Raw genomic sequence first — 25,298 nt, 5'->3', positions numbered from 1 at the left:
ATCAGGCCCCTCTGCGGGACGACGAGGGCCGCGGTCGGTATCGGATCCGATCAGTGCGGGCGTACAGTCCGAGACGGTCCGCCACTCCCGGTGAATGCGCGCCGTGAAGGGTACGGCCGCGTCGCGGACAACCGGAAAGCCGGCGAAAGAGCGCCGGTGGGATTGGGACGCCCGACAGCGACGACGCTCACTGGAGGCGTGTGATGACGCCCGCTCGCCCGGCCGTTCGCCGCGGTGCTCGTTATGCCGCCGCGCGCAGACCTGCGACCGGAACGCGGAATCCTTCCCTGCAATGGCAGATTCTGTTCCTGATCGTCGCGGGAGCCTTCGCCGTCCACGCCAACGGCCTCGGCAACGGTTTCATCTATTTCGACGATCCCGAAGGCGTGGTGGACAACGTCTCCATCCGGGAGTTCAGCGGGGCCAACATCGGCCACTGGTTCACCACGCCGCTGCAGTTCATGTATACGCCGCTGGTGTACGTGTCGTACGCGATCGACTATCTGTTCGGACACGGCGCGATCGGCATGTACCACTTCACGAACCTGATACTGCACCTGGCCAATGTGGTGCTGGTGTTCCTGCTGTTCCGCCGGCTCACCGAGCGTGCCTTCCTGGCCTGCTTCGTCGCGACGGCGTTCGCGATCCATCCCGTGAACGCCGACACGGTCGCCTGGATCTCCGCCCGCAGCAACCTGCTGGCCACGCTCTTCTCACTGGCCGCGCTTCTGGTCTACCTGCGTTACACCACGTCACAGCGCTGGCAGCCGTTGGCCTGGTCCCTGGTCCTGTTCGGGCTGGCCGCGCTTTCCAAGTCGACCGCCGTCGCGCTTCCCCTGGTGTTGTTCCTGGTGGACCACGTGCAGGGCCGCAGGCCGAACCGGCGACTGTTCCTGGAGAAGATCCCGTTTCTCGTCGTCGCCGCGATCACGGTTCTCGTCGCGCTGAACGTACGGCAGGATGTGATCCCGCAGCACGGGTACACCCTTGCCGACCGGGTTCTCCTGACCTGCTCGGCGTTGGTCAACCATCTGGTGCAGGCGATCTTCCCATTCCACCTGTCCCTCGCCTACGAGTACCCCCACACGCCCTTTCCCTGGTACCTCTACCTTCTCCCGTTCGCGCTCGCGGCCGGGACCGCCGCTTTGTTGCTCGTGAGGCGAGCTCGCGGAATCGTCGTCTTCGGACTCGGGTTCTTCGCGGTCACCATCGCGCCGACCCAGGCCGTTCTCCTCATCGACGGCTACCACGCGAACAGATATGCGTACCTGCCGTATCTCGGCCTCTTCCTCATCGCCGGACATTTCGCGGACACAGCGCTCCGGCACCCTGATCGCAGGCTGCGTGTCGGCGCGATCGGGGCGACGGCGGTGTTCGTGATCCTCTTCGCCACGCTGACCGTCATCCGGAACACGGCCTGGCAGAATACGGAAACCATCATGAGCGACGCCATCGCCAAAGAGCCCGGCGTTGCGTTCACGTACAACAGCCGGGGCATCGCCAGGTTCCGCGACGGAAACCACACCGGCGCCACATCGGATTTCGAGCGCACCGTCGCCCTCGACCCGGACTTCGTCCTGGCGCACCATTACCTCGGCCTGATCAAGTACCACGACCGCGACTACATCGGGGCACTCGGCGAGCTCGACTACGAGGTGTCGCGGCTTCCGACCTTCCCCGCCGCCTACAGCGAGCGCGGTAAGACCAAAATCGCTCTGGGCGATTACTCGGGCGCGTACGCGGACCTCTCCACGGCCATCGCCTATGACCCGCAGCTGGCAGAGGCCTACTACTCCCGGGGAGTGGCCGGGATTGCGCTGGGCAACCCGCGCGGGGCGATATCCGATCTGAACGCGGCGATCGGACTGATTGCGCAATACGCCGACGCCTATTACCAGCGTGGAGTGGCCGAATCCCGGCTGGGCGACACCGGCGCCGCCTGCGCCGACTGGAACGCGGCGGTGTCCCTCGGGAATCCCGATGCGAACAGATCCCTCGCCGACGACCGCTGCCCCCGTTGACCGGGTGGCCCCGGCGCGTCTCCTCGAGACCTCGCCCAGCGCGGGCTCACTCGGCTACGTCCTCAGTCGTAGTTGGAGATCTCGATGAGGTTGTGGTCCGGGTCGCGGATGTACAGGCTGGTGATCGGGCCGAGCGCGCCGGTCCTGGGGACCGGACCCTCTTCGATGGGCACGCCCACGGCGTTCAGATGCGCGGCCACCTGATCCAGGGGTGAGTGGGTGATCAGGCAGAGGTCGGCGCTGCCTGGCACTGGGCGGAGGGCGTGCGGCCGGATCTCGTGCCCGGCCCGGTGCAGGTTGATCTTGCTGGAACCGAAGGCGAGCGCGTGGCGGCCCCCACTGAAGGTCACCGGCTCCATTCCGAGGGCGTCCCGATAGAAGTCGATCGTCCGGGGGATGTCGGCCACGGTCAGGACCAGGTGATCGAGGCTCGCGATGCGGACGGCGAAGGTCTCCTTGACGGACTCCCAGGCGACCGGTGGCAGGAGGTGCCGGTTACGGGCGAAGAACGCGTGAAGCGCGGGCCCGTGTTCCGCGCGGATGTCCGCGTTGTGCCGGGCGACGTCGATCTCGTTCGCGGCCGTGATCAGGATGAACGCCCGGAGTTCGGCGTCGGAAGGGTCCACCGGCCGGCCCGTGAAGCGGTCTGCGAAGCGCAGGGCGGGGTAGGTGGCTGCGCGGTCGCAGGAGGCGTAGAGATACACCAGCGCCTCGGCCGGGGCCCCGATCACCGCGGCCAGCACGGCCCGGTCGGCGAGGTCGAGGAGCCGGTGGTCGAAGCCGTCCGTGCCGTAGGCCGCGTGACACAGACCGGCGAGTCGCACCTCTTCAGGCGCGTCCCAGTCCTCGAGCTGGGCAGCGACGCGGTGCAGGTGCTCCAGGAGCGTGCCGCCGGGGTGAGGGATCTCGGCGGCGCCCTTGGAGGCGAGGAATGCTGTCGAATCCGTGAAGGTATCCGCTGTCATATTCGCCTTGTATACACCGGCGGGTGAGACCGACGCGGGTCCAGACAGGGATCAGGCGGCGGCGCCCGCGCCGCCGTGACCGTCGGCTCGCCGAGGGTGCCCCGACATGTCACGGCGTGGCCCCGCTTGACCTTGACACAGTGACAAGGCCTTCACTGTGGCCACGGAGGTGATCCCGATGACCACGCCAGAAGAGGACACGAACACGTCGCGAGTTCTTCAAGGGCTTGAGAACAGCAGCTCGTCGGTGCGGCTGCAGGCAGTGCTGGCGGTCGGCACGGCCCCGGACCCGCGGTTCATCGACAAGCTCATCGAACGGTGCGCGATCGAGCCCGATTTCTACGTGCGCGACATGCTTACCTGGGCGCTCACCCGTCACTCGTCATCGATGACGGTTCCGAAGCTCATCGACGAACTTCGCTCGGAGCGTGCGCAGGCGCGAAGCCAGGCGTTGCACACGCTGTCCAAGATCGGGGATCGGCGGGCATGGCCGGCGATCACGCGGGAGCTGCTCACCGACGCCGACGACGAGGTGGCGCGGAGTGCCTGGCGGGCAGCGGTCGTACTCGCGCCGGAAGGTGAAGAATCCGAATTGGCCGGGGTGTTGGCGACGCAGCTCGGACGCGGCGAGCGTGAGACGCAGTTGAGCCTCAGCCGGGCGCTCATCGCGCTCGGTGAGGTGATCATGCCGACTCTGCGCGCCGCGATGACGAATCGCGACCCTCGTGTGCGTCAGCACGCGATCGCCACGGAACGGCTGTTGCGCAACCCGGATGCGGGATTCGAGTACGCGATCGAGGAGGCGAAGCGCGTCGCGGTCCTCGGCACGGCCGGCCAGGAGGGGTGACAGGCGGTGTTGATCGGTGATGTGGCACGACGGTCCGGGGTCAGCGCCCGGATGCTCAGGCATTACGAATCGCTCGGCCTGGTGCGGCCAACGGGTCGTACCGAGGCCGGCTACCGGGAGTACTCCAGCGAGGACATCCGGCGAGTCTTCCATATCGAGAGCCTGCGGTCATTGGGGCTGTCGCTGCGTGAAGTCGGGCGCGCGCTGGACGACCCCGGCTTCACGCCCTCGGAGCTCGTCGCCGATCTCATCCGCCAGACGCGAGAACGGATCGCGGCCGAGACGGAACTGCTCACGCGGCTGCGTCGGATCGGTGCCGCGGAACCCGCCGACTGGGAGGACGTCCTCCGGATCGTGGCACTCCTCCAGGCCTTGGGGTCGGAGAGCGCGGGGAAGCGCCAGCGCGCGGCCTTGTCCGCGGTCGAAGAGGTTCCGGCGCCGGTGGAAGCCCTGGTCGAGGCGGCGCTGAGCGAGACGGACCCGAACGTCGCCGGAGCCCTTCGATGGGCTCTGGCGCAATCGGGCGACAGCGGAGTGCCGCTGCTGGCGGAGGGACTCGAGTCACCGGTAGCCGAGGTGCGGAAACGTGCCGTCCAGTCCATCGCCGAGATTCCGGACGGTGCGGCCACCGCACTGCTGCGGCACGCCCTCGCGAACTCCGACGTCGTGGTTCGCAGGTGTGCGGCTCTGGCGCTCGGGGCACGTGGAGTGGCCGACGCGGTCCCGGCGCTCATCGACATGATCGTCGAGGGGGCGAACGACGTCGATGCGGCCGACGCACTGGGCGCGCTGGCGAGTGATGCCGACCTGGCCGATCAGATCGCTACCGGGCTCGTCGACCGCCTCGCCCACGGCGGCGTCGAATCGTCCGCACGTCGACGGCTGACACAGGCGCTCGCGGACATCCCGGGGATCACGGCGTCGCGTGCCCTCGCAGATCTGTCGAACGACGACGACCGTGCCGTTGCGCTTACCGCCACATACATTCTCAAGCTCCGCGACGCACGATGAAGGTGGCTCCGCAACCGGAGGCGACAGGAAGCGCTCCAGCGGGTGCCCTGCCGCCGCGGCCTGCTCGACCATCCAGCGCCGACGCCTCCGTGATCTGTACGAGCGGCATGTCCGGCAACGAGCCCAGGGCGCGCTTCTGATCATCTCGGTGCGACCGGTGCGGCATGGTCGACAGGACGAGGGAGGGCGGGGAAGTCGCGTAGGCGGCGGAATGGGCCCAGCAGCAGGATGGCGACCGAGAAGAGCTGGATGACGGCCATCAGCTCCAAGGTCTCGCGTACGCCGATCGCATCGCCCAGCAGGCCGCCGAGCAGCCCGCCGAGGGGGATCGCGCCGTAGTTCAGGGCCGAGGCGCTCGCGGTGATCCGTCCGAACAGTTCGGCCGGGCAGTAGCGCTGGCGGAAGGTGCTCGTCAGGATGTTCGACGCCACGATGCCCAGGCCGGTGCCGAAGCCTGCGGCGGTGAAGAGCGTCAGTCCCGTGCCGCCGCTGCCGATCGGCCCGAGCAGGGCCATCGGTGCGGCGAGCGCCTCGCACAGCAGGAATCCCCGTGCCGTTCCGAACCGCGCGGCCATCCGCCCGGACAGCGCGGCGCCGAACAGGCCGCCCGAGCTTGCCACCGCCAGCACGACACCCACCTGTCCTGCCCCGGCGCCGAGATCCCGGGTGAGGAACACCACCTGGATCGAGGAGTAGCCCACCAGGGCGATGTTGGACATCGCGCCGAAGGCCGTGAGGGTGCGCAGGTATGGGTCGCGGACGACGAACCGCAGCCCGTCGAGGATCTCCGCGCGCAGCCGCGGTCGCGCCGGACTCTCCCGGCGGGTCTCGCGCGTGCCCACGGAGCGCAGGCACAGCACGGCGATCGCGAAGCTGACCGCGTCGGCCAGCACGCCGCTGACCGCGCCGAACCATTGCGCGAGCAGCCCCGCCAGCCCGGGACCGGCGATCTGCGCGGCCGATTCGCCGCCCTGGAGCTTGGCGTTGGCTTCCAGCAGCCGCCGGCTCTCGACCAGCATGGGCAGGTACGCGCGGTAGGCGAGGGTGAAGAACACCTTCGCCGCCCCGCCCGCCGTGGCCACCGCGAGCAGGTGCGACGTCGTCAGCGCGCCGGACCATGCCACGATCGGCACGCTCGCGAACACCATCATGGACACGATGTTGCACACCAGCATCACCGGCCGTTTCGGCATCCGGTCCACCCATGCGCCGGCGGCAGTCCGACCAGCAGCCACGGCAGCCAGGCGGCCGCGGTCAGCAGCCCGACGGTGAGCGGGCTCGCGTGCAGTGTCACCACGGCGACCAGCGGAAGCGCCACCCCGCCGACGGAACTGCCGAGCACGCTCGTCGTCTCGCCGATCCACAGGAGCCGGAAGTCGCGCGTCCCCAGCGGACCGCCCCGGACCACCGGCGTCGTGGTCACGGCCGGCCCGGTACGGCGCGGACGGTCAGGAAGACCAGCTTGCGCTCCTGCCCGTCGTCGGGGACTTCCCGGTCGGCCAGCGAGGCGAACAGGGCGAAGATCTTCTCTTCCAGTTCGGCGAGCTCGGTGACCGACAGCCTCGCCCAGTGGTCGGTGGTGAACGCCGCTCGCCGCCACGCCTCCGGGTAGCCGTCGCGCTCGGCGAACCACTGCCGTACGAGGGCGGTCTGCCGGTCAAGGACGAGCGATTCCGCCGCCGCGGCCACGGGATCGTCGGGGAAGTCCGACGCCGACCAGCTGAGAACCTCCGGCGACCTGCGCCACCAGCGTTCCCGGCGGTCACGCGCGAGCTCGGGGACCTCCTCGACGAGTTCGCTCGCGGCGAGGACCTTCAGGTGGTGGCTGATGTTGCCGACGGCCTGCCCGGTCCTGTCGGCGAGCACCGACACCGTCGAGGGCCCGTCCACCCGCAGGATGTCGAGCAGCCGCCGGCGCAGCGGATGGGACATCGCGGCGAGCACCTTGGAGTCGCGCACTTCACGCGTTGGACGATCATTCACCCGCTCACCCTAGGCGTACAAGAGTTGTTGTGCAACAGATCTTGTATTTCCTGAGTGTGTCCTGCGACCGTCACGGCCGCTCGGGGAAGTAGGCGGTTTTGCCAAGGCAAGGCACTCCGGGAACCAGGGAGAGACCACTCGCTGCGTACATTGAAAAGCCGAGATTCGATTGAACCGAGGGCACCCCATGGCCACTTTCTGGGAGCTCAAGCATCGGCTGGCCGACGCGATCAACGCTCACGACATGCCGGGAATCCTGTCCTGCTACAGCCGCGGCGCCGTGTACGTCGCGCCGTCAGGCGTGGTGGAAGGACACGACCAGATCACCTGGGTGTACGAGCAGTTCTTCACGGGGTTTCCGGACTTCCGCGCGACGGCCTGGTTCGAGCTCGGCGACTGTGACAATCCCGCCGTCACGGAGTGGACCTATACCGGCACCCACACCGGGCCTTTCCTCCTGCCCGACGGCAGTGAGATAGAGGGAACGGGCCGCCACATCACTCTCCGCGCCACCTGCTCGACCTTCGTCGAGGACAGCAAGATCGTCACCCACCGCGAATACTTCGACCAGCTGGAGCTCTACAGCCAACTCGGCTTCGGATTGACGAAGCTCGAGTACGGGTGACCGCGGCCGGGAGGCGTCGTCCTCCCGGCCGGAAACGGCGTTCGTCGGCAGGCCGGCCGCCGTCAGAGTGCGGAGACGATCTCCTCGACGCGTTGCCTGGCGTCGCCGAAGAGCATCCTGCTGTTGTGCCGGAAGAACAGCGGGTTCTGCACTCCGGCGTATCCCGTGGCCATCGACCGTTTGAAGACGACGACGTTCTCCGCCTCCCACACGCGCAGGACGGGCATCCCGGCGATGGGGCTGTCCGGGTCCTCGACGGCCCCCGGATTGACGGTGTCGTTGGCGCCGATGACGAGGACGACCGACGTGGTGGCGAAATCGTCGTTGATCTCGTCCATTTCGAGGACGATGTCGTACGGCACCTTGGCCTCGGCGAGCAGGACGTTCATGTGACCGGGCAGGCGGCCGGCGACCGGATGGATGCCGAAGCGCACCTCGACGCCGCGTTCCCGCAGCTTGCGGGTGAGGTCGGCGACCGGATACTGCGCCTGCGCGACCGCCATGCCGTACCCGGGGGTGATGACGACCGACTTGGCCTCCTTGAGCAGGTCGGCGGTCTCGGCGGCGGTGATCTCCCTGTGCTCGCCGTAGTCGTGGTCGCCGGCGGGCCCCGCCTCGATGCCGAAACCCCCGGCGATCACGGAGATGAACGAGCGGTTCATCGCCTGGCACATCACGTACGACAGGTAGGCGCCGGACGAGCCGACGAGGGCACCGGTGACGATCAGCAGGTTGTTGTCGAGCAGGAACCCGGACGCCGCGGCCGCCCATCCCGAGTAGCTGTTCAGCATCGAGACGACGACGGGCATGTCCCCGCCGCCGATGGAGGCGACCAGGTGCCAGCCGAGCAGCAGCGCCACGGCGGTCAGCGCGACGAGCAGCCCGAGGTTCGGGGAGATCACGAAGAGCACGGTCAGGACCGCGAACGCCGCGAGCGCGCCCAGGTTCAGGGCGTTCTTGCCCGGCAGCGTCATCGGGCGGGAGTCGATCCGGGCCGACAGCTTGAGGAACGCGACGACCGACCCGGTGAAGGTGAGCGCCCCGATGAACACGCCGATGGACACCTCGGCGTGGTGAATGCCCAGCAGCGAGCCGGGGACCTCCGCCTGCGCCCCGCCGCCGTTCTCGACCTCCAGGAAGCCGTTCCACCCGACCAGGACGGCGGCGAGACCGACGAAGCTGTGCAGTACGGCGATCAGTTCCGGCATGGCGGTCATCTCGACGATCCGGGCCCGCCAGAGCCCGATGGCGGCGCCGATCGCCATCGCGGCCAGGAGCAGGACCACCGCGAGGGCCTCACCGCCGTCCGCGGCGAGGACGACCGTCGCGGCGAGCGCGATGACCATGCCGGCGACGCCAAGTACGACGCCAGAGCGCGCGGTCTCGTGCTTGGACAGGCCGGCGAGGCTGAGGATGAACAGAAGGGCGGCGACGATGTAGGCGGCCTGCGCGGCCGTGGCGAGGGTCACGGTCAGCTCCTCGTGAACATGCCGAGCATGCGCCGGGTCACGGCGAAGCCGCCGACGATGTTGACGCTCGCCAGCAGGATGGCGACGAACGACAGGACGGCGACGACCGTGTCGCCCTGGCCGATCTGGAGCAGCGCGCCGACGACGATGATCCCGGAGATGGCGTTGGTGATCGACATCAGCGGTGTGTGCAGCGCGTGGTGGACGTTGCCGATGACGTAGTAGCCGATCACGATCGACAGGACGAAGACGGTGACGTGCTCGATCAGCGCGTTCGGGGAGAAGGCGGTCAGGAGGAACAGCGCGGCGGCGACGGCGGCGGTGACCAGATGGCGCCGCCGTCCGGGCGGGGACGGCGGTCTCCCGGCGGGAGCCGCCGCCGTTCCCCGCACCGGGGCCGAGGGGGCGGCGGGCGCGGCGGTGGCCGCGCTCACCGGCACGGGCGGCGGCGGCCAGGTCTTCTCGCCGTCGCGGACGACGGTCATCGCGCGTTGCACGACGTCGTCGAAGTCCAGCACGAGCCGGCCGTCCTTGCCGGGGGTGAGCAGCTTCATCAGGTTGACGACGTTGGTGCCGTAGAGCTGCGAGGCCTGCGCCGGCAGCCGCCCCGCGAGGTCGGTGTAGCCGATGATGGTCACGCCGTTGCCGGTGACGACCGCCTCCCCGGGACGGGTGCCTTCGACGTTCCCGCCCTGCGCGGCGGCCATGTCGACGATGACGCTGCCCGGCCGCATGCGCGCCACGTGGTCGGCCGTGAGCAGCCGGGGGGGCGGGACGCCCGGGGGATCAGGGCGGTGGTGACGACGATGTCCACGTCGGCGGCCTGCTCGGCGTACAACTCGGCGGCGCGGCGGTCGTAGTCCCGGGAGGTCTCCCGGGCGTACCCGTCCGTGCTCGCCTCCTGGGCGACCCCGACGTCGAGGAACTCCGCGCCCAGCGAGCGCACCTGCTCGGCGACCTCGGGACGGGGGTCGGTCGCCCGTACGACCGCGCCCAGGCTGGTCGCCGTGGCGATGGCCGCCAGTCCGGCCACGCCCGCGCCCGCCACCAGGACCTTGGCCGGAGGGACCTTCCCCGCCGCGGTCACCTGGCCGGTGAAGAGCCGCCCGAACGCGTGCGCCGCCTCGATGACGGCGCGATATCCGGCGATGTTCGCCATCGAGCTGAGCACGTCGAGCGCCTGCGCCCGGGAGACGCGCGGCACGGCGTCCATCGCGAGCACGGTGATCGGCCGTCGCGCGAGCGCGTCCACCAGGTCGGCGTTCGCCGCCGGGCCGATAAGGGAGACGAGCATGGCGCCGTCGTGCAATGCCGCGATCTCGTCCGGCGTCGGCGCGTTCACCTTCAGCACGACGTCGGCGTCCCACGTCTCGTCGTGGCCGGCGATCCGCGCCCCGGCCCTGGCGTACGCGTCGTCCGTGAAGCCCGACCGTCTGCCGGCGCCCGATTCGACGATCACCTCGTAGCCGAGCGAGACCAACTGCGGGACGGTGGCCGGGGTGGCCGCCACGCGTGTCTCGCCCGGCGCCGATTCGGCGACCACGCCCAGGCGCTGCGCTGAGTGACTCATCACGATCCTTTCTGTCGGCAGGGTCGTCGGGTTGGCCGACCCTGAGGTCGCCGCCGTCCTCCGCTCACTCGTGGGTCGCGGTGGTATGGCACGGCGGCATGCCACGCGCCGCCGTACGGGCGGCGGTGAAAGGGATGGATGCGATTTGAGGCGAATAACGGGGAAATTGTCCCGACTTTCCCGCACAAGGATCAAGGGATACCCGCCGGCAGTTGCCCACCACGGCATGACTCCTCGGATCTCCCGTTTCCCCGGGCCCTGCAATTTTCATCCGCCACACCGGCTTATGCCGGCTTATCCGGCGGAAACCCGAGTTCACCGGCGGCTCATGCGGGCGGCGCCGAAATCGCCCTGGCGCGGGACGCCGGGCGCTTGACATCATTGCCGATCATGAGCACGGCCGCCGCTCGCTTCGTACGGCCCGGGGGAACAGGCGGCAGGGGAGCGGGCGGCGATCCGGGGGACGGCCCCGATTCGAGGCGGAACGACATCCGCGGCGAGGGCCGGCAGGTGCGAGAGGAGACGGCACGTGACGGCTTTCGTCGAGGAAGCTGAGCACGACCCCGAGCACGGGGAACGAACGGGGCCGGACACGGAGGCTCCCGGGCAGGCGAGTCCCCCCGAAGGCGGGGTCGCCGCCGAACCGCTGCGGCGCAGCGCCACCGTCCGGGACGCGCTGCTGCTGTGGGTGGGCACCAGGGCCGGCATGCTCCTCGTGGCGGTCTACGGGATCCTGATCGTCTCCGGGCAGAACCACGCCCCGCTGCTTGAGCGGTGGAAGTTCTGGGACGTCGACCTGTTCCGGAAGATCGCGGAGTTCGGCTACGACGGCGACCCGAAGCTGGAGCCCGATCCCGGGCTGCCGGCGTTCTTCCCCGGCCTGCCGCTGGCGCTGCGGCTGGTCCACCTGGTGGTCGACGACTGGACGCTGGCCGGGCTGATCATCTCGTTCGTGGCCGGCGCGGTGGCCGTGGTGGCGCTGGCCCGGCTCGCCGATTTCGAGGGGCCCGCCGGCGCGGGACGCTGGGCCGTCCTGGCGCTGCTGCTGTGTCCCCCCGCCGTCTTCCTGTTCGCCGGCTACTCCGAGGCGCTCTTCCTCGCCTTCGCGCTGCCCGCCTGGCTGGCGGCCCGCCGCCGCGCGTGGCCGCTGGCCTGCGCCCTGGCCGCCGGGGCGTCCTGCGTACGGATCACCGGCCTGTTCCTGGCCGTCGCGCTGATCGTCGAGTTCGTCGTGAGCCGCATCCGGAGGGACGGCTGGGCGGGCTGGTGGCGGGGGCCTGGCTGCTGCTGCCGTTCGCGCCGATCCTCACGTACGCCGCCTACCAGCACTCCCGTACGGGTGACTGGCTGGCCTGGAACAACGCGCAGCAGACCGGATGGGGGCGGAAACTCGTCTGGCCCTGGGAGGCGTTCCGCACCACGTGGGACTCGACCGGCGGCGACGGCGGGTTCGCGCCGATGTTCCGCCTTGAGATCGCGGCGGCGATCGTGGGGGTGCTGCTGCTCGTCTGGCTGCTCGTCACCCGCCGCTGGGCCGAGTTCGTCTACGTCGGGCTGCAGGTGGGCGCGCTGATCACCTCCACGTTCTACATGTCGATCCCCCGGTCGGCGCTGCTGTGGTGGCCGCTGTGGGTGCTCATCGGCCGGGCGGGCGCCCGCCACCGGTGGTCGATCGTCCTCTACGCGACCGTGATCGGGCCGCTCATGGTGCCGATGATGATGTCCTTCCTCAACAGCTCCTGGACCGGCTGACCCGCCGCCGCGCGACGACGGCCGGGGCCGCCGGAAATCCGGATGCGGGCGCTTCGCCTGTCTTGGAAGCATGGCGGGGTGGATCGACAACTGCTCAGCGCCATCGCCCATCGTGACCACCCCATCGCCGCGCCCGTCTCGGCCGCCAACCTCGATCGGCTGCTGCGCCGCGCCGCGCTGCCGGAGGGAGCCCGCGTCCTCGACCTGGGATGCGGCGAGGGCGAGTGGTCGCTCCGGGCGCTCGAACTCGTCCCGTCCGCCCGCGCCGACGGCGTGGACATCTCGCCGCACGCCGTGGCGGCCGCGAACGAGGCGGCCGTCAGGCGAGGGCTGGCCGACCGGCTGACGCTGCACACGACGCCGGCCGACGCGTTCACGGCCGCCCAGCCGTACGACCTGGCGCTGTGCGTGGGCTCGACGCACGCCTTCGGCGGGCTGACGGAGACGATGGAGGCTCTCGCCCGGTTCGTACGGCCCGGCGGCCTCGCCCTCGTGGGGGAGGGGTTCTGGGAGCGCCCTCCCGCTCCCGAGGTCGCCGACGCCATCGGCGAATATCCCGATCTCGCGGGCACGGTGGAGTCCGCCGAATCCAAGGGGTGGCTGACCGTCTACGCCCACGTGAGCGACCTGGCGGAGTGGGACGAGTACGAGTGGTCGTGGACCGGCACGCTGGCGCGATGGGCCGCGGACAATCCAGGACCCGACGGTGAGCAGGCCCTCGCCGTGATGAGGGAGCACCGCGACATGTGGCTCAACGGCTACCGGGGTGCTCTCGGTTTCGTCACCCTGCTCCTCATGCGCGTCTGACCTTCGTCAGCGGCGCAGCAGCCGTACCAGGCGGAATCCCGCCAGGACGCCGACTCCGAGGTGGGCCGTGACGAGGGCGATCTGGAAGACCCGCTGACCCGCGGTGAGGTCGGCGGCGTAGCCGCCGTCGTAGAAGCCGGACATGAAGGCGAGCACTCCGGCGATGACCAGGAGGACCGAGGCGGGGACGGCGACGCCGCGATGACGCCGGGTCGCGCCGATGACCATCAGGACCTGCGCGATCATCATCGGAATCGGCGCCGACAGCCGCGCCTGCGGCCCGAGGGCGTCGAGAAGCGTCGGGCTGAGGCCGGCGGACAGGGAGATGATCGCGCCGGCGACGTCCATGGCGAGCAGCAGGCCCACGCCGGCGGCGAGCGCGGACGAGAGCGGGCGAGCGGCGGGAACGGTGGTGGGTGTGGTGGCGGGTGCGGACATGTCGTCTCCTCGAAGAACGCACGGGATGGTTGCGAATTCGAGGGTCCGGCGGAGGACGTCCGGCCGGCATGAGCCGCCGGTCCTCCGCGGGACGGGACATCTCGTCCCGTGACGACGGGACGTGCGGGTGGCAACATCCCCCTCATGACGGACAGATCGGCCCGGCGCGCGCCGTGGCGGCGGGCGCGCTGCTCGTCCTGGTCCTCGGGACGCTGGTCGTCGAGCCCAGGCTGCGGCAGTTGGGCGTGACGGGGATCGTCGAACGGTTCGACGCCTTTCGGGCGGTCGCGGCGCTGGCGTTCGGCGTGCCCGGCCTGTTCGTGGTGGCGCAGCGGCCGGGGAGCCGGGTCGGCTGGGTGATGGTGGTCGTCGGCACGGCCCAGGCGCTCGGGCTCGCCCTCGGCGCGTACGGCCTGCTCGGCATCAACGGCGGCATCAACGGCGGTCTCAACGGCGGCGTCAAGGGCAGCCTCGACGGCGGCGCGGTCGGTGGCGGCACCGGCCTGCCGGGGGACGACTGGGCGATGTGGGTGTCCAACTGGCTGTGGATCCCCGCCTACCTGCTGGTCCCGACGATCTTCTTGCTGATCTTCCCGGACGGCCGGCTCCCCTCGCGCCGATGGTGGCCCGCGCGGGCCGCTGCGTACGCCGGCATCGGGGTCCACACGCTCGACTGGATGGCCCGCCCGGTGACCTACGAGCAGGTCCCCGGGCTCTTCCCCAAGGGATACGCCGGTGTGCTGGCCGGACTCACCGGGGTCCCGGACGCCCTCAGGACCGCGGGCACGGTGTGCACGGTCGGCGCGGTGCTCGCCGCGGTCGGCTCGCTCGTCGTCCGTTACCGGTCCGCGGGGGAGGAGGTGCGACGGCGGCTCCAATGGGTGCTCGCCGCCGCGCTGCTGACGGTGGGCCTGCTCGGCGTCGCGCTGTTCGTGCCGTGGGGGCCGGTCATCGTGGCGCTCGCCGCCGTCCCGCTGCCGGTGGCGGTGGCGGTGGCCGTCGTCGCGCACCGCCTGTGGGACCTCGATCTCCTGCTGTCGCGCGCGCTCGCGTTCGGCGCCGTCAGCGTCGCCCTGCTGGCCGCGTACGCCCTGGTCGCGGCCACACTCGGGAACGCGATCGGCTCCGGGGCGTCCGCGCTGATCGTGGCGCTCGCGGTGCACCCTGTCTATCTGCGGGTGTCCGCCGCCGCGAACCGCTTGGTGTACGGCGACCGCGACGACCCGGCGCGTGCGCTGCGCCGGCTCGGCGTGCGGCTCTCGGACGCCGGTGCGCCCGGCGACCTCCTGGAACGGATGGCCGCGGAGGTCGGGCGGGTCCTGCGCATGCACTACGTGGCCGTTGAGGAATCGGGCGTGGTCGTGGCCTCCTGGGGCCGCCCGGGCGGGGTCGGCGCAGATGTGACGGAGCGCGTTCCGCTCCTCTACCAGGGCGAGCCGGTCGGCACGCTCGTGCTGGGCGAGCGGCTGCGCCCCAAGGACCGTGCGCTGCTGGCGCAGCTCGCGCCGCACGTCGCGGTGGCCGTACGGGCGCACCGCCTCGGCGCGGACCTGGAGCGTTCGCACGGGCGGCTGCTGGCGGCCCGGCAGGAGGAGCGTGACCGGCTGCTCTACGAGCTCCACGACGGGGTCGGCCCCACGCTGGCGGCCCTCGCGCTGCAGGTGGACCGGAGTAGGCGCCTGGTCGACACCGACCCCGAGGAGGCGAAACGGGTGATGGAGGAGCTGTCCGGCCGCATCCGCGGCACGGTCGAGAACGTCCGCGCGATCGTCAACGACCTGCGCCCGCCGCCCCTGGACACTCTGGGGGCTCACGGGCGCGCTGGCCGAGCTCGGCAGGGGCTTCGCGGGTGATCTCGCCGTCGAGGTGGAGGTCCCGCCCGACCTGCCCGCCCTTCCGCCGCCGGTCGAGCTGGCCGCGTACCGGATCGCGGCCGAGGCCATGACGAACGCCGTACGGCACGCCATGGCGTCCCGGTGCACGGTCAGCCTGCGGGCGGGCGACGCGCCGGACGTCCTGGAGTTGCGGGTCGACGACGACGGTGTCGGGGTGGGGTCGCCCGCCCGCCACGGGTTCGGCCTCGCCTCCATGCGGCGCCGGTCCGAGGAGCTCAACGGCACCTTCGAACTGCTCGACCAGGCCGGGGCGGGCACGCACCTGGTCGTACGGCTCCCGCTGGCGGTCCGATGATCCGGGTCATGGTGGTGGAGGACCACCCGGTGTTCGCCGAAGGGCTGGTCGCGCTCTTCCGCGATCTGCCCGAGGTGGAGGTGGCGGGGGTGGCGAGCACCGGCGAGGCGGCCGTCGAGCTGGTGGACCAGGTCGCTCCCGACGTCGTCCTGATGGATCTGCACCTGCCGGGCATCAGCGGCATCGAGGCGACGTCCCGGATCACGGCCCGGCACCCCGGCGTGGCCGTGCTGGCCCTGACCATGCTGTCCGACGACGCGTCGATCCTCGCCGCCGTACGGGCCGGCGCCCGCGGCTACCTGCTCAAAGAGGCGACGCCCGCGGACATCGTGCGCTCGCTCGAGGCGGTGGCCTCGGGCCAGGTCGTGTTCGGCGCTGCGACCGGAAGCCGGGTGCTGGCCGCTCTCACCGCGTCGCCCGTACGGCCCCGGCCGCTGCCCGAGCTGACGGAACGGGAGGTGGAGGTGCTCGACCTCGTCGCCGCGGGTCTCACCAACAACGCCGTCGCGCGGCGCCTGTATCTGAGCGAGAAGACCGTGCGCAACCACGTGTCGAACATCTTCGCCAAGCTCGGCGTCTCCGATCGGGCCGCGGCGGTGGCGCGCGCCAGGGACGCCGGCCTCGGCGGCCGGTAGCAGCGGGCCTCGTCGGCCGGTAGGAACGGGCCTTATCGGCTGCGGGCGGGCCGGTGCTGTGCCATGAGGATCGATCGTCCACGGGGTGCGACCGGTCTCGGTGCGCGGCGTGACCTGTCGATCTCTCGGATTTGTCCGGATTGTCGGTGAGTAAAGTGAGGCTGTGCTGATTCACCCCTGGGACGCCGCCACGGACGAGGAGGCGCTGGCCTTCGTCCGCGCGAACGAGTTCGGCCACCTCATCGCGTCCGGACGCGACCGCGATGTGCCGGTGGTCGTGCCGACGCAGTTCCTCCTCGCCGACGAGTCCACGATCCTGCTGCACCTCGCCCGGCCGAACCCGATCTGGTCGGCGATCGAGGAGAACCCTGCCGTGGTCATGGCCGTGGCCGGCGACTGGGCGTACGTCGAGGGGGCGTGGAAGGCGCTGCCCGGCACCGACGAGAATCCCCGGCTCGGCATCCCCACGACGTACTACGCGGCCGTCCAGCTGGTCTGTCACGCGGAGATCGTCGACGACCGCGACGGGAAGCTCGGCATCCTGCGCGCCCAGCTCGCCCGCCTGGACCACGATCTCGCCGACCCCGCCGAGCACCACCGGAGCCTGCCGGGCATCCGCGGCCTCCGGCTGGCCGTCCAGAAGGTCAACGGCAAGTTCAAGTACGGCGGGAACGTGGACGAGGACCACCGCCGGTACGTCGCCGAACGTCTCGCGGAGCGGGGCGGGCCCGGCGACGGTGCCGCGCGCGACCACCTCCTGCGCCGGCTCGGCTGACCCCCGGAGAAACCGTGCTCGGTGCCGTCACAGGACCGTGCGGACTGGCGCATCCCCTTGCCGGCGAGACCGGCATTCCCCAGGGCCGCGCCGGGTCGATTCGCCTCAGCGCACACCCCTCGTCGGCGAAGGAACGATGACATGCCGAACCCAGCGCTCAACGAGCGAGAACTGGCCTATCTGCGAACACTTCGCCGAGGTCAGCGCATCACGGGAAGAGTCATCGAGATCGCCGACTTCGGCGTGACCTTCGTGGACATCGGCGGCTTCACTGCCATGATCAATATCCCCGAGCTGTCGTGGCGGCGCATAGATCACCCGGCGGATGTCGTCGCCGTCGGCCAAGAGGTCACGGCCGAGATCCTCGACGTCGATGTCGAGCGCGGGCGGGTGCCGCTGTCTCTGAAGGCGCTCCAGGAAGACCCGCTGATCGACCTTCGGCAGCGGATCGGCCGCACGGTCACCGGCCCCGTTACCAAGGTCGTTCCCATCGGCGCCTTCGTCCGCATCGAGGACGTGAAGAACGGGTTCGAGGGACTCGTACCCAGGTCCGAACTGGCCGACAGGGACGTGCGGCACGGCGACGTCCTGACGGTCGAGATCATTCGCGTCGACGTCACCCGACGGCGGATCGAACTCGCCCTCCCCACGAGGCGAGCATGAGAGGCCGCCGCGGGAGCCACGGCGCAGTTGAGGCCGACCGGGAGGCGGCCGCATTCCTCGCAGCCACGGCACTCGTCGAAATCCGATACCTGGCAGGGAAGGTCCGACGCGAAGAGGAAGGGGTCTCACCGGCCGCTGTTCTCGACCGCATCAGGTTCCTGGCCGACCTCTGCCACAACATGCCGGGGATCGCCAGGCCGTCATCTCGGCAGGACTCCCGTACGAACCCGCGTACGAGCACCCGGGAGCGCGCGATGGCCGAACGACCGATGAGCTGGACGTGGAACACCGCCGGCGCGGAAGGGCGCACATGGATCCTGGAGCGACTCGATCAGGCCGGATTTCGCTGGACGCCCCCGCCTCCGCTTCCGACTCCCCGTAAGGGCGGCCCGCCACGCCTCGGTCTGCGGCAGCGATTGGGCGTGCCGGAACGCTGGCCCGTACGAACCCCTGCCGGGCGCCCGCCGCTTCCTCGGCAAGCACGTGTTCTCAAGACGCTGGATGCCGACGCCATGTGCGCCATCCACGACGAAGCCGCAACGCTTCGGCTCGGCCTCGGCGGAGGCGGGTCGTGGCTGCGTGCCCACCTCGATCCGGAAAGTGCCCACTACCTGGTGCCGGACCCGGCGGACTACTACTGGCCGGACCCCGATGGGAAGATCCGCTGGTGGCAATGCCGGACGCTGCTGCGCATGGCCGACGGCGAACAGGTCAGCAGTTCGGTCGCCGTACTCCCCGAAACCTTCACCGCACTGCCCTCCAACCTTTCCCGCAGGCGGCAACGCAGCCTGGTTCACCTCGCTCGGGCGATCGAACGAGACACCGGCCTTTGGGGCCAGGACCACAAGACCGAATGCAGCCCGGAAAGCTGCGGCTACACGCCGGACTCCGACAGCTCGAAGTCCCGGGGGTGAGTAGGAGACGGTATGCGGCAAAGGGGTGCCAGGCGGCTACCGGATCCGGGGCGACAGAGCATGCGCGGCGTCTCAGGCGTCCCCGATGAGCGCGAAGGCGAACGCGAGACGCCGATCCAGCCATGCCTTGCGGATCCTGACGTGGGCGCTGCCCTCCGACGTCATCACGATCTCCTCACCGGACCGCCATTCGAGCGAACGGGATCCCCGGCCCAGGTCCGACAGATCGGGGCCGGCGAGCACGCCGTCGAGGGCCCCGTGCAACAACCGTTCGGCCGCGCGCCCGGCGACGTTCTTGAGGCCGCCGCTCACCCACTCGTTGCGCCCCGTGATCTCCGGATGCCCCGGCTGCTCGATCCGCCAGGTGTGCCGGAACGGGCGCTTCGGCGGGATCCGCTTCACGGTGCCGATGACCTGTCCCTGGCCGTCGTGCACGACGTGGTGGCGCTCTCCGTCCACCTCCCGGGGAGCCGCCACGTAACAGAGCAGGCGCCGCTGGGCGGTGTCCTCGAAGAGGGTCAGCTCCGGAGCGGCGGGCAGCCCCTGGAGTTGCCCTGAGGCGAGATACGCGCAGGGGGCGAGGACCTTGTCGAACTTCCCTCCTCGGGGCACCCGTACGGCACGCGCCCCCCGGCTCGCCGTCTTGCGCTTGGGCGTCTCCGGGCGCTCCACCCTGCTGACGACGAACTCCCAGACCTCCGTCCACGCGACGGGTTCCACCGGCGGCTCATCGGCTTTCCCGGACCTGCCGAACGCCACGGCTGCCTCCTGATCCCTTGATCTTTCAGGAAGCGACAACTCTAGCCTCGGGGTGTCCACCGGAGACCGCCACCTCCGGGGCGTCCGGCCGTGAGTCGTCTGGAGGCGGACCGCGGGACCGCGCGTATCGGGGGTGCGCGACTTGTCGTACCCGAGGTGTAGAAGTGTGACGTGGTTGCTGAGACGACCTGGGCGCAGGTGCTCGCCTGGAGGCTGAGACGGCAGTTCGTCGAGCCCGCGGGCGGCGGCGACGCGGTGGCGATCGCCCGGCGGTTGTGCGGGGTGCAGGCGCAGGTCGCCTCGTCGGCGGCGCTGGCCGTGGCCGTACGGCACGCGAACCCGCGGCCGGGAGAGATCGAGGACGCCCTGTGGCGTGACCGCACGCTCGTCAAGACCTGGACGATGCGCAGCACGCTCCACCTCCTCCCGGCCGACGAGTTCCCCGCCTACCGCGCCGCCCTCGGGTCGCTCCGGTTCTGGGAGAGGGCCTCCTGGCAGCGCGGCCACGGGGTGTCGGCCCGGGAGATCGAGGCCGTCGTGGACGCCGTTCCTCGCGCGTTGTCCGGCCGGTGCTGACCCGCGAGGAACTGGTCGAGGCGGTCATCGAGGTGACCGGGGACGCCCACCTGAGAGAGGCCCTCACGTCCGGCTGGGGCGCGCTGCTCAAGCCGCTCAGCTTCCTGGGCGAGCTGTGTTACGGCCCGCCGCGCGACCGCAGGGTCACCTTCACCACGCCCGCCGACTGGCTGCCGGGCGGCCGGGGGGAGGCGCTGTCGCCGGAGGAAGGGGGAGTGCGGGTGCTCCGCGCGTTCCTCGGCGCCCACGGCCCGGCCACTCCCCGAATGTTCGACGCCTGGCTGTTCCGCGGCGTCACGCCGAAGGCCGTCCTGCGCGGCTGGTTCGGGGAGTTGGAGGGTGAGCTCGCGCAGGTCGAGGTGGAGGGCATGCCCGCCGTGCTGCCGGCGGAGCTTCTGGACGATCTGCTGGCCTGCCCGCCGTCGGAGGACGTGCATCTGCTGCCCGGCTTCGACCAGTTCATCCTGGGGGCGCCGCGTGACCTGGAACCGCTCCTGCCGAAGGCCGTGCGGCCCAAGGTGAGCCGGACGGCCGGGTGGATCTCACCCGTGGTCGTCCACCAGGGCCGGGTGGCGGGCGTCTGGGAGGCCAAGGAGGGGCGTCCGGTCGTCGAGCTCTTCGAACCGGTGCCGGAGCACCTCCTGGCCGCGGAGACCGACCGCGTCGCCACGCTCCTCGGCTGCCTGTAGCCCAGGCTGCGCCCGGTCAGGTCGCCTCCTTGCGGAGCACGCGGACCAGGCCGGCGGCCATGGGAAGGACGATCCAGAAGGCGACCGACGCCGCGAGCCGGGCCCCCTCGCTCCAGGTCATGTCGCCGCTCGTCAATGGGGCGGCGGTGGTGTTGAGGTCGAGCCACTCGGCGAGGGTCGCGCCGACGGAGCCGAGTCTGCCGACGACGGCCCACAGGACCGGAGTCGAGAAGTTGATCACGATCGCGGCGGGCGCGTTGAGGAGCAGCGCGCCGAGGGCGAGGCCCGCCGCGGCCACGAGGACGTTCCCCCCGGTCCAGCCGAGCAGCCCGAGAGGCCGGACCTCCCAGGTGGCGGGCATGTTCCGGACCCCGGCCACGACGGCCGTGGCCGGCACCGCGACCAGCATGGCGAACAGTGAGAGCGCCACCGCCGCGAGCAGGGGCGGCAGGCATTTGGCGGCGAGGACGCGATGGCGGCGCGGTTCGAGCACGAAGGTGGTCAGCGCCGTGCGATGCGCCCACTCGCCGGTCACCGTGAGGATGCCGAGCACCGGGAGCAGGGTGCCGAGGGCGATCCCCGCCGTGCCCACCAGGGTTTGCAGCTTCGGCCCGGCGACGGCGCCGCGCGCGACGACGGATGCGACCACCAGCCCGACCATGATCAACGAGATGATCGTGCCGCTTCGGGTGTCGACGAGCTTGCGGGCTTCGACGATGAGCAGTCTGCGGAACGGGATCGGAGTGTCGGCGGTCATGTCGTCGTCCTTCGTGACGGGGTTCGATCCGGGCCCCGCGATGTCGTCCAGGTGGTGCGCGGCGCGGGTCATGCGGCGCCCCGGCCCGCGTCGATGCCCGGGGACGCGCCGCCGCCCGGGCTCCGGTCCGTGTGCGCGGTCAGTTCGAGGAAGGTCTCTTCGAGGCCGCGGCCCCGGCTCAGTTCGTCGACCGTGCCCTGGGCGAGCACGCGGCCACGGCCGATCATCACGATGCGGTCCGCCACCTGTTCCACCTCGTGCAGCAGGTGCGAACTGAGCAGCACCGCGCATCCGGCGTCGGCGAGGTCGTGCAGCAGGCGGCGCATCCAGTGGATGCCCTGGGGGTCGAGACCGTTGGCGGGCTCGTCGAGGACGAGCACCTCGGGCTCGCCGAGCAGGGCGTGCGCGATGCCGAGCCGCTGGCGCATCCCGAGTGAGTAGCCGCCGATCGTCCGCCGGCTCTCCCGTTCGGTCAGCCCCACCAGGTCGAGCACCTCGCCGACCCGGGTCCGCGGTAATCCGAGGGTCGTCGCGCCGAGCGTCAGCACCTCCCTGCCGGTGCGGCCCGGATGCTGGGCCCCGGCGTCGAGCAGGGTGCCGACCCGCAGGCCCGGGCAGGCCATCCCGGCGTACGGCAGGCCGAGCAAGGTCGCCGAACCGGAGGAGGGGCGGGCGAGCCCCACCAGGATGCGCAGGGCCGTCGATTTCCCGGCGCCGTTGGGCCCCAGGAAGCCGGTGACGCTCCCGGCCCCGACGGTGAAGGTCACGTCGTCGAGCGCCTTCACCTTCCCGTAGATCTTGCTGACGTGGTTGAACTCGATCACGCCGCCCAGTCCACCGCGAGGGCGGACGCCGCCGCATCGGACCGGGGTACGCCGTGGTTCGACGCGGGGCCCGGCCTTTCGCCCGCGGGCGATACCTACGGTTGTCCACAGGTCGACCCAGGTCGCTAAAACCTGTTCGGCGTGGTCCCTAAGCTGTGGGGCTGTGCGCGGCCGACCGGACTACCAGCCACCCCTGGACAGGCAGGGTGTCGCGCTGCGTTACCTGTGCGCCGTGGTGCCGATGCTCTTCCACGGCACTGTGCTGGCCTGGCTCGTGCTGCACGACGGCGGCCGTCTCCCGCAGGCGCTGATCGACACGGCGCTCGGCCTGATCGGGCTGGTCCTGATGCGGTGGCGGCGCCGGTGGCCGTGGCAGATCGCCCTGGCGACCGCCTTGCTGACCGCGTTCTCGGCCACGGCGACCGGCCCCGCGCAGGTCGCGTACGTGTCCCTGGTGACCCATCGCCGATGGAGCCGGACGATCCCGGTCGCGGCCGTGTCCGTGGCGTGCCTGCTGGTGAGCGGGGCTCTGGGCGGCATAGACCAGGCCACCGTCGTCTCCTCGGTCTCGGGGCTGACGATTCTCGGCGGGCTGACCGTGTTCGGCCTCTACCTGCGGGGACGCCGCGACCTGGAGCTGTCCCTGCGCGAGCGGGCGCGGGCCGCCGAGCGTGAGCAGCGGCAGCGGATCGACCAGGCGCGGCTGGCGGAACGGGTCAAGATCGCCCAGGAGATGCACGACGTGCTCGCGCACCGGATCTCCCTGCTGGCGATGCTGGCCGGGGGCCTGGCCTACCGTACGGACCTCGGCCCGGAGCAGACACGCGAGGCCGCGCTGGCCATCCAGGAGAACGCGCACCAGTCGCTCAACGAGTTGCGCACGGTGCTGCGCACTCTTCGCGACGACGGCGCGGTGGAGGCGCCGCAGCCCGATCTGGCCCATCTGGACGCGCTGTTCGGCGAGGTCCGCGCCGCCGGCCAGCGGGTCGACGTGGACGACCGCATCGCCGGCCGGGAGTCGCTGCCCGCGCAGACGGGCCGGCACGCCTACCGGATCGTGCAGGAGGCGCTGACCAACGCGCGCAAGCACGCGCCGGGCGCCAGGGTCACCGCGGAACTCGGCGGACGGCCGGGGGAGGGCCTGCGGATCCGGGTGACGAACGCCGCACGCCCCGGCTCGGTTCCCGGACCGGGCGGCAGGCTGGGCCTGGTGGGCCTGGCGGAGCGGACGAAAATGGCCGGCGCACTCTCACCCATACGATCCAGGACGGGCGATTCATCCTTGATGTCCGATTGCCATGGGAGGCTGCGGATCGTGACCCGGCTGGTGATAGTGGATGACGACGCGATGGTGCGGACCGGGCTGCGTCTCATCCTCGGTGGCGAAGCCGACTTCGACATCGTCGGCGAGGCCGAGGACGGGCTTCGCGCCATGGACGTGATCAGCGACCTGCGCCCCGACGTGGTGCTGCTGGACATCCGGATGCCCAACCAGGACGGGCTGACCACCACCGAGCTGCTGCGGGCCCAGCCCGGCCCGCCACGGATCCTCGTGCTCACCACGTTCGACGCCGACGACATGGTGCTGCGGGCCCTGCGGCTCGGCGCCGACGGCTTCCTGCTGAAGGACACCCCACCGCCTCGGATGATCGAGGCGGTCCGTGCCGTGGCGAAGGGCGAGCCCGTGCTGTCGCCGAGCGTCACCCGGCAGGTGATCGCCGCGGCGACCGGCGGGCCCGGACCGGCCCTCCCCGGCGGCGCGGGAGGAGCTGGGGCAGGCTCACCGAGCGCGAACTCGAGGTCGCGGTCGAGGTGGCCCACGGCAGGTCGAACGCCGAGATCGCCGAGCGTCTCTACATGAGCGTCGCCACCGTGAAGGCGAACATCACGAGGATCTTCGCCAAGCTCGGCACCGACAACCGCGTCCAGGTGGCGATGAAGGTGCGCGACGCCGGTCTCCTGTGAGCGCCACTTCCCGTACGCGCCCCACGCCGGGCCGGCACCTGACCGAGAGCCGGGAAGCCGGTCGGACGATCAGTCCAGCCAGGCGGCGGGAGAAGGCAGGTGCCGGTCGAGCTCGTCCCACAAAACCGACGGGATCGGGGTGGCGGCGAGGCTCAGCGTCTCCTCGAGCCGCTCGGGTTCCGAGACGCGACGATGGTGGACGCAACCCGGGGATCGCGCAGCGAGAACTGCAGCGCGGCGGCGGCGAGGGGCACGCCGTGCGCGTCGCAGACCCGTCGCATGGCGCGGACCGCGTTCCGGACGGACTCGCCGGTGTCCCGGTAGGCGTAGCGGGGCTGGGCGTCGGGTCCCTTGACCAGCATCCCGCCACCGTACGGCGCGCCGTTGACGAAGGCGACGCCGCGATCGCGGGCCTCGTCGAGCAGCGGGGCGGCCTCGCGGTTCACCAGCGTCCAGCGGTTGTGGCTGATCACGGCGTCGAACACGCCGGTGGCGACATATCTGCGCAACAGGCCGACCGGCCCACCCGCGATGCCGAGATGGCCGGCGACGCCGGCGTCCCGCAGCGCGACCAGCGCCTCCACCGCCCCGCCCGGGCCCATGGCCTCCTCGAAGGTGATGTGGAATTCGGGGTCGTGCAGGTACAGGAGCGGCACGTGGCCGACGCCGAGCCGTTCCAGGCTCTCCTCGGCCGAACGGCGCACGCGCTCGCCGGAGAAGTCACCGGTGTCCGGGTCCGCGTCGACCTTGGTGGCCAGGACGAATCCTGCGGGGACGCCGCCGCGGTGGCGGACCACGGCGCCGATGCGCCGTTCCGCGCTGCCGCCGCCGTAGTTGTTCGAGGTGTCGAGGAAGTTGAACGGCCCGTCGAACACGGCCTCCACCGTGGCCCGCGCTCGCTGCTCGCCGACCTCGTACCCGTACAGGCCCGGCATGCTCGCCAGGGGACTGGTGCCGACGCAGATCGGTGTCACCGCCAGGCCGGTGCGCCCGAACGGCCGGCGCAGCGCCGGGTCCGGGACCGTCAGGTCGTCGCGGGAATCGAGGGGCATCGGGGGCGTCC

General features: G+C 71.0%; 25 protein-coding genes and 3 pseudogenes. 16 read left to right on the top strand and 12 right to left on the bottom strand.

The features are described 5' to 3' along the window. The first annotated feature begins 203 nt into the window (after positions 1 to 203). A complete protein-coding gene (locus B1L11_RS06170) occupies positions 204 to 2,021 on the top strand; it encodes a tetratricopeptide repeat protein (protein ID WP_079313575.1) in 1,818 nt (605 codons plus the stop codon). 62 nt (positions 2,022 to 2,083) lie between these two features. Here the strand turns inward: B1L11_RS06170 and B1L11_RS06165 are convergent, their stop codons facing one another. Beyond that, on the bottom strand, positions 2,084 to 2,986 hold the full coding sequence (locus B1L11_RS06165; RefSeq protein ID WP_079313574.1) for a VOC family protein: 903 nt from the start codon (positions 2,984 to 2,986) through the stop codon (positions 2,084 to 2,086). Between the two features lie 178 nt (positions 2,987 to 3,164). On the opposite strand from B1L11_RS06165, the gene B1L11_RS06160 reads away from it, so the two are divergent. After that, positions 3,165 to 3,833, top strand: a complete 669-nt coding sequence (locus tag B1L11_RS06160; RefSeq protein WP_079313617.1) for a HEAT repeat domain-containing protein — start codon at positions 3,165 to 3,167, stop codon at positions 3,831 to 3,833. A 6-nt stretch (positions 3,834 to 3,839) separates the two neighbouring features. Then, the gene (locus B1L11_RS06155) at positions 3,840 to 4,844 is read left to right on the top strand and encodes a HEAT repeat domain-containing protein (protein ID WP_079313573.1); all 1,005 of its coding nucleotides are present in this window, start codon (positions 3,840 to 3,842) and stop codon (positions 4,842 to 4,844) included. Between the two features lie 140 nt (positions 4,845 to 4,984). On the opposite strand, the gene B1L11_RS06150 is transcribed toward B1L11_RS06155, so the two are convergent. The 3 genes from B1L11_RS06150 to B1L11_RS06145 are packed head-to-tail and all read right to left on the bottom strand — an operon-like array spanning position 4,985 to position 6,827. Beyond that, positions 4,985 to 6,037 (bottom strand): MFS transporter, encoded by a 1,053-nt coding sequence (locus B1L11_RS06150; RefSeq protein WP_218670931.1) that lies wholly within the window; start codon positions 6,035 to 6,037, stop codon positions 4,985 to 4,987. Further along, entirely contained in the window at positions 6,019 to 6,267 is a 249-nt protein-coding gene (locus B1L11_RS54570; protein ID WP_218670930.1) for an MFS transporter, read from the bottom strand. Before B1L11_RS54570 ends, B1L11_RS06150 begins: the two co-directional genes overlap by 19 nt. Continuing rightward, complete coding sequence (locus B1L11_RS06145; protein WP_079313572.1) at positions 6,264 to 6,827, bottom strand: helix-turn-helix domain-containing protein; 564 nt, start codon at positions 6,825 to 6,827, stop codon at positions 6,264 to 6,266. Before B1L11_RS06145 ends, B1L11_RS54570 begins: the two co-directional genes overlap by 4 nt. Before the next feature lie 187 nt (positions 6,828 to 7,014). Here B1L11_RS06145 and B1L11_RS06140 point away from each other — a divergent pair, with 187 nt between their 5' ends. Then, the gene (locus tag B1L11_RS06140) at positions 7,015 to 7,452 is read left to right on the top strand and encodes an ester cyclase (RefSeq protein WP_079313571.1); all 438 of its coding nucleotides are present in this window, start codon (positions 7,015 to 7,017) and stop codon (positions 7,450 to 7,452) included. A 62-nt stretch (positions 7,453 to 7,514) separates the two neighbouring features. Here B1L11_RS06140 and pntB read toward each other — a convergent pair whose 3' ends face one another. From pntB to B1L11_RS49890, 3 genes are read right to left on the bottom strand one after another with little or no spacing between them, the layout of a single operon-like run. Beyond that, positions 7,515 to 8,921, bottom strand: coding sequence for a Re/Si-specific NAD(P)(+) transhydrogenase subunit beta (pntB, locus tag B1L11_RS06135; protein ID WP_079313570.1), 1,407 nt, complete (start codon positions 8,919 to 8,921; stop codon positions 7,515 to 7,517). Between the two features lie 2 nt (positions 8,922 to 8,923). Next, positions 8,924 to 9,655, bottom strand: a complete 732-nt coding sequence (locus B1L11_RS49895) for a proton-translocating transhydrogenase family protein (protein WP_256862273.1) — start codon at positions 9,653 to 9,655, stop codon at positions 8,924 to 8,926. After that, the gene (locus B1L11_RS49890; protein ID WP_256862272.1) at positions 9,556 to 10,491 is read right to left on the bottom strand and encodes a Re/Si-specific NAD(P)(+) transhydrogenase subunit alpha; all 936 of its coding nucleotides are present in this window, start codon (positions 10,489 to 10,491) and stop codon (positions 9,556 to 9,558) included. The genes B1L11_RS49895 and B1L11_RS49890 overlap by 100 nt, the downstream gene beginning before the upstream one ends. Positions 10,492 to 11,020: 529 nt before the next feature. Here B1L11_RS49890 and B1L11_RS06125 point away from each other — a divergent pair. From B1L11_RS06125 to B1L11_RS06115, 3 genes are all read left to right on the top strand, one after another. Beyond that, entirely contained in the window at positions 11,021 to 12,064 is a 1,044-nt protein-coding gene (locus tag B1L11_RS06125) for a hypothetical protein (RefSeq protein WP_079313569.1), read from the top strand. Then, the gene (locus B1L11_RS06120; RefSeq protein ID WP_079313568.1) at positions 11,986 to 12,243 is read left to right on the top strand and encodes a hypothetical protein; all 258 of its coding nucleotides are present in this window, start codon (positions 11,986 to 11,988) and stop codon (positions 12,241 to 12,243) included. Before B1L11_RS06125 ends, B1L11_RS06120 begins: the two co-directional genes overlap by 79 nt. 78 nt (positions 12,244 to 12,321) lie before the next feature. Further along, positions 12,322 to 13,050 (top strand): cyclopropane-fatty-acyl-phospholipid synthase family protein, encoded by a 729-nt coding sequence (locus B1L11_RS06115; RefSeq protein ID WP_079313567.1) that lies wholly within the window; start codon positions 12,322 to 12,324, stop codon positions 13,048 to 13,050. Positions 13,051 to 13,056: 6 nt separating this feature from the next. Here B1L11_RS06115 and B1L11_RS06110 read toward each other — a convergent pair whose 3' ends face one another. Then, positions 13,057 to 13,488 carry a hypothetical protein gene (locus B1L11_RS06110; protein ID WP_079313566.1) on the bottom strand — a complete coding sequence of 144 codons (432 nt, stop codon included), beginning with the start codon at positions 13,486 to 13,488 and terminating at the stop codon, positions 13,057 to 13,059. 68 nt (positions 13,489 to 13,556) lie between these two features. Here B1L11_RS06110 and B1L11_RS06105 point away from each other — a divergent pair, with 68 nt between their 5' ends. The 6 genes from B1L11_RS06105 to B1L11_RS44895 all read left to right on the top strand — a co-directional run bounded on the left by B1L11_RS06105 (position 13,557) and on the right by B1L11_RS44895 (position 18,665). After that, on the top strand, positions 13,557 to 15,341 hold the full coding sequence (locus B1L11_RS06105; RefSeq protein WP_143737025.1) for a histidine kinase dimerization/phosphoacceptor domain-containing protein: 1,785 nt from the start codon (positions 13,557 to 13,559) through the stop codon (positions 15,339 to 15,341). A 13-nt stretch (positions 15,342 to 15,354) separates the two neighbouring features. Continuing rightward, positions 15,355 to 15,678 carry a sensor histidine kinase gene (locus B1L11_RS06100; protein ID WP_079313564.1) on the top strand — a complete coding sequence of 108 codons (324 nt, stop codon included), beginning with the start codon at positions 15,355 to 15,357 and terminating at the stop codon, positions 15,676 to 15,678. Then, positions 15,675 to 16,313 carry a response regulator transcription factor gene (locus B1L11_RS06095; protein ID WP_143737023.1) on the top strand — a complete coding sequence of 213 codons (639 nt, stop codon included), beginning with the start codon at positions 15,675 to 15,677 and terminating at the stop codon, positions 16,311 to 16,313. The genes B1L11_RS06100 and B1L11_RS06095 overlap by 4 nt, the downstream gene beginning before the upstream one ends. A 163-nt stretch (positions 16,314 to 16,476) precedes the next feature. Next, positions 16,477 to 17,088 (top strand): FMN-binding negative transcriptional regulator, encoded by a 612-nt coding sequence (locus B1L11_RS06090; RefSeq protein WP_079313563.1) that lies wholly within the window; start codon positions 16,477 to 16,479, stop codon positions 17,086 to 17,088. Between the two features lie 141 nt (positions 17,089 to 17,229). Further along, on the top strand, positions 17,230 to 17,751 hold the full coding sequence (locus B1L11_RS06085) for a S1 RNA-binding domain-containing protein (protein WP_079313562.1): 522 nt from the start codon (positions 17,230 to 17,232) through the stop codon (positions 17,749 to 17,751). A 254-nt stretch (positions 17,752 to 18,005) separates the two neighbouring features. Then, positions 18,006 to 18,665, top strand: coding sequence for a hypothetical protein (locus B1L11_RS44895; protein WP_143737021.1), 660 nt, complete (start codon positions 18,006 to 18,008; stop codon positions 18,663 to 18,665). A 72-nt stretch (positions 18,666 to 18,737) separates the two neighbouring features. Here B1L11_RS44895 and B1L11_RS06075 read toward each other — a convergent pair whose 3' ends face one another. Next, positions 18,738 to 19,385, bottom strand: a complete 648-nt coding sequence (locus B1L11_RS06075; protein WP_143737019.1) for a hypothetical protein — start codon at positions 19,383 to 19,385, stop codon at positions 18,738 to 18,740. A 210-nt stretch (positions 19,386 to 19,595) separates the two neighbouring features. Between B1L11_RS06075 and B1L11_RS06070 the strand changes: the two are divergent. Then, a pseudogene (locus B1L11_RS06070) lies at positions 19,596 to 20,689 on the top strand (winged helix DNA-binding domain-containing protein). 16 nt (positions 20,690 to 20,705) lie between these two features. On the opposite strand, the gene B1L11_RS06065 reads toward B1L11_RS06070, so the two are convergent. Both B1L11_RS06065 and B1L11_RS06060 read right to left on the bottom strand, forming a co-directional pair. After that, a complete protein-coding gene (locus B1L11_RS06065; RefSeq protein ID WP_079313559.1) occupies positions 20,706 to 21,518 on the bottom strand; it encodes a hypothetical protein in 813 nt (270 codons plus the stop codon). After that, positions 21,515 to 22,270 (bottom strand): ABC transporter ATP-binding protein, encoded by a 756-nt coding sequence (locus tag B1L11_RS06060; protein ID WP_079313558.1) that lies wholly within the window; start codon positions 22,268 to 22,270, stop codon positions 21,515 to 21,517. The genes B1L11_RS06065 and B1L11_RS06060 overlap by 4 nt, the downstream gene beginning before the upstream one ends. 241 nt (positions 22,271 to 22,511) lie before the next feature. On the opposite strand from B1L11_RS06060, the pseudogene B1L11_RS06055 reads away from it, so the two are divergent. Together B1L11_RS06055 and B1L11_RS06050 are read left to right on the top strand one after the other, a co-directional pair. Next, positions 22,512 to 23,165: pseudogene (locus tag B1L11_RS06055) on the top strand (histidine kinase dimerization/phosphoacceptor domain-containing protein); the annotation flags it as partial. 390 nt (positions 23,166 to 23,555) lie between these two features. Further along, a pseudogene (locus B1L11_RS06050) lies at positions 23,556 to 24,235 on the top strand (response regulator). 152 nt (positions 24,236 to 24,387) lie between these two features. Here B1L11_RS06050 and B1L11_RS06045 read toward each other — a convergent pair. Beyond that, positions 24,388 to 25,287, bottom strand: a complete 900-nt coding sequence (locus B1L11_RS06045; protein WP_218670929.1) for an aldo/keto reductase — start codon at positions 25,285 to 25,287, stop codon at positions 24,388 to 24,390. Between the last annotated feature and the right edge of the window lie 11 nt (positions 25,288 to 25,298).

Origin of the sequence: Microbispora sp. GKU 823, assembly GCF_002027145.1 — a bacterium.
GTDB classification, from domain to species: domain Bacteria; phylum Actinomycetota; class Actinomycetes; order Streptosporangiales; family Streptosporangiaceae; genus Microbispora; species Microbispora siamensis.
Note: the sequence above shows the minus strand (reverse complement) of the source record. Positions and strands in the feature narration are given on the sequence as shown.

Excerpts from the sequence above, each read along its gene's own strand:
- B1L11_RS06045 (WP_218670929.1), bottom strand. The coding sequence starts at position 25,287 with ATGCCCCTCGATTCCCGCGACGACCTGACGGTCCCGGACCCGGCGCTG.
- B1L11_RS49890 (WP_256862272.1), bottom strand. The coding sequence starts at position 10,491 with ATGAGTCACTCAGCGCAGCGCCTGGGCGTGGTCGCCGAATCGGCGCCG.
- B1L11_RS06105 (WP_143737025.1), top strand. The coding sequence starts at position 13,557 with ATGAGCCGCCGGTCCTCCGCGGGACGGGACATCTCGTCCCGTGACGAC.
- B1L11_RS06110 (WP_079313566.1), bottom strand. The coding sequence starts at position 13,488 with ATGTCCGCACCCGCCACCACACCCACCACCGTTCCCGCCGCTCGCCCG.
- B1L11_RS06095 (WP_143737023.1), top strand. The coding sequence starts at position 15,675 with ATGATCCGGGTCATGGTGGTGGAGGACCACCCGGTGTTCGCCGAAGGG.
- B1L11_RS06150 (WP_218670931.1), bottom strand. The coding sequence starts at position 6,037 with ATGCCGAAACGGCCGGTGATGCTGGTGTGCAACATCGTGTCCATGATG.
- B1L11_RS06065 (WP_079313559.1), bottom strand. The coding sequence starts at position 21,518 with ATGACCCGCGCCGCGCACCACCTGGACGACATCGCGGGGCCCGGATCG.
- B1L11_RS49895 (WP_256862273.1), bottom strand. The coding sequence starts at position 9,655 with ATGCGGCCGGGCAGCGTCATCGTCGACATGGCCGCCGCGCAGGGCGGG.
- B1L11_RS44895 (WP_143737021.1), top strand. The coding sequence starts at position 18,006 with ATGGCCGAACGACCGATGAGCTGGACGTGGAACACCGCCGGCGCGGAA.
- B1L11_RS06140 (WP_079313571.1), top strand. The coding sequence starts at position 7,015 with ATGGCCACTTTCTGGGAGCTCAAGCATCGGCTGGCCGACGCGATCAAC.
- B1L11_RS06160 (WP_079313617.1), top strand. The coding sequence starts at position 3,165 with ATGACCACGCCAGAAGAGGACACGAACACGTCGCGAGTTCTTCAAGGG.
- B1L11_RS06165 (WP_079313574.1), bottom strand. The coding sequence starts at position 2,986 with ATGACAGCGGATACCTTCACGGATTCGACAGCATTCCTCGCCTCCAAG.
- B1L11_RS06085 (WP_079313562.1), top strand. The coding sequence starts at position 17,230 with ATGCCGAACCCAGCGCTCAACGAGCGAGAACTGGCCTATCTGCGAACA.
- B1L11_RS06170 (WP_079313575.1), top strand. The coding sequence starts at position 204 with ATGACGCCCGCTCGCCCGGCCGTTCGCCGCGGTGCTCGTTATGCCGCC.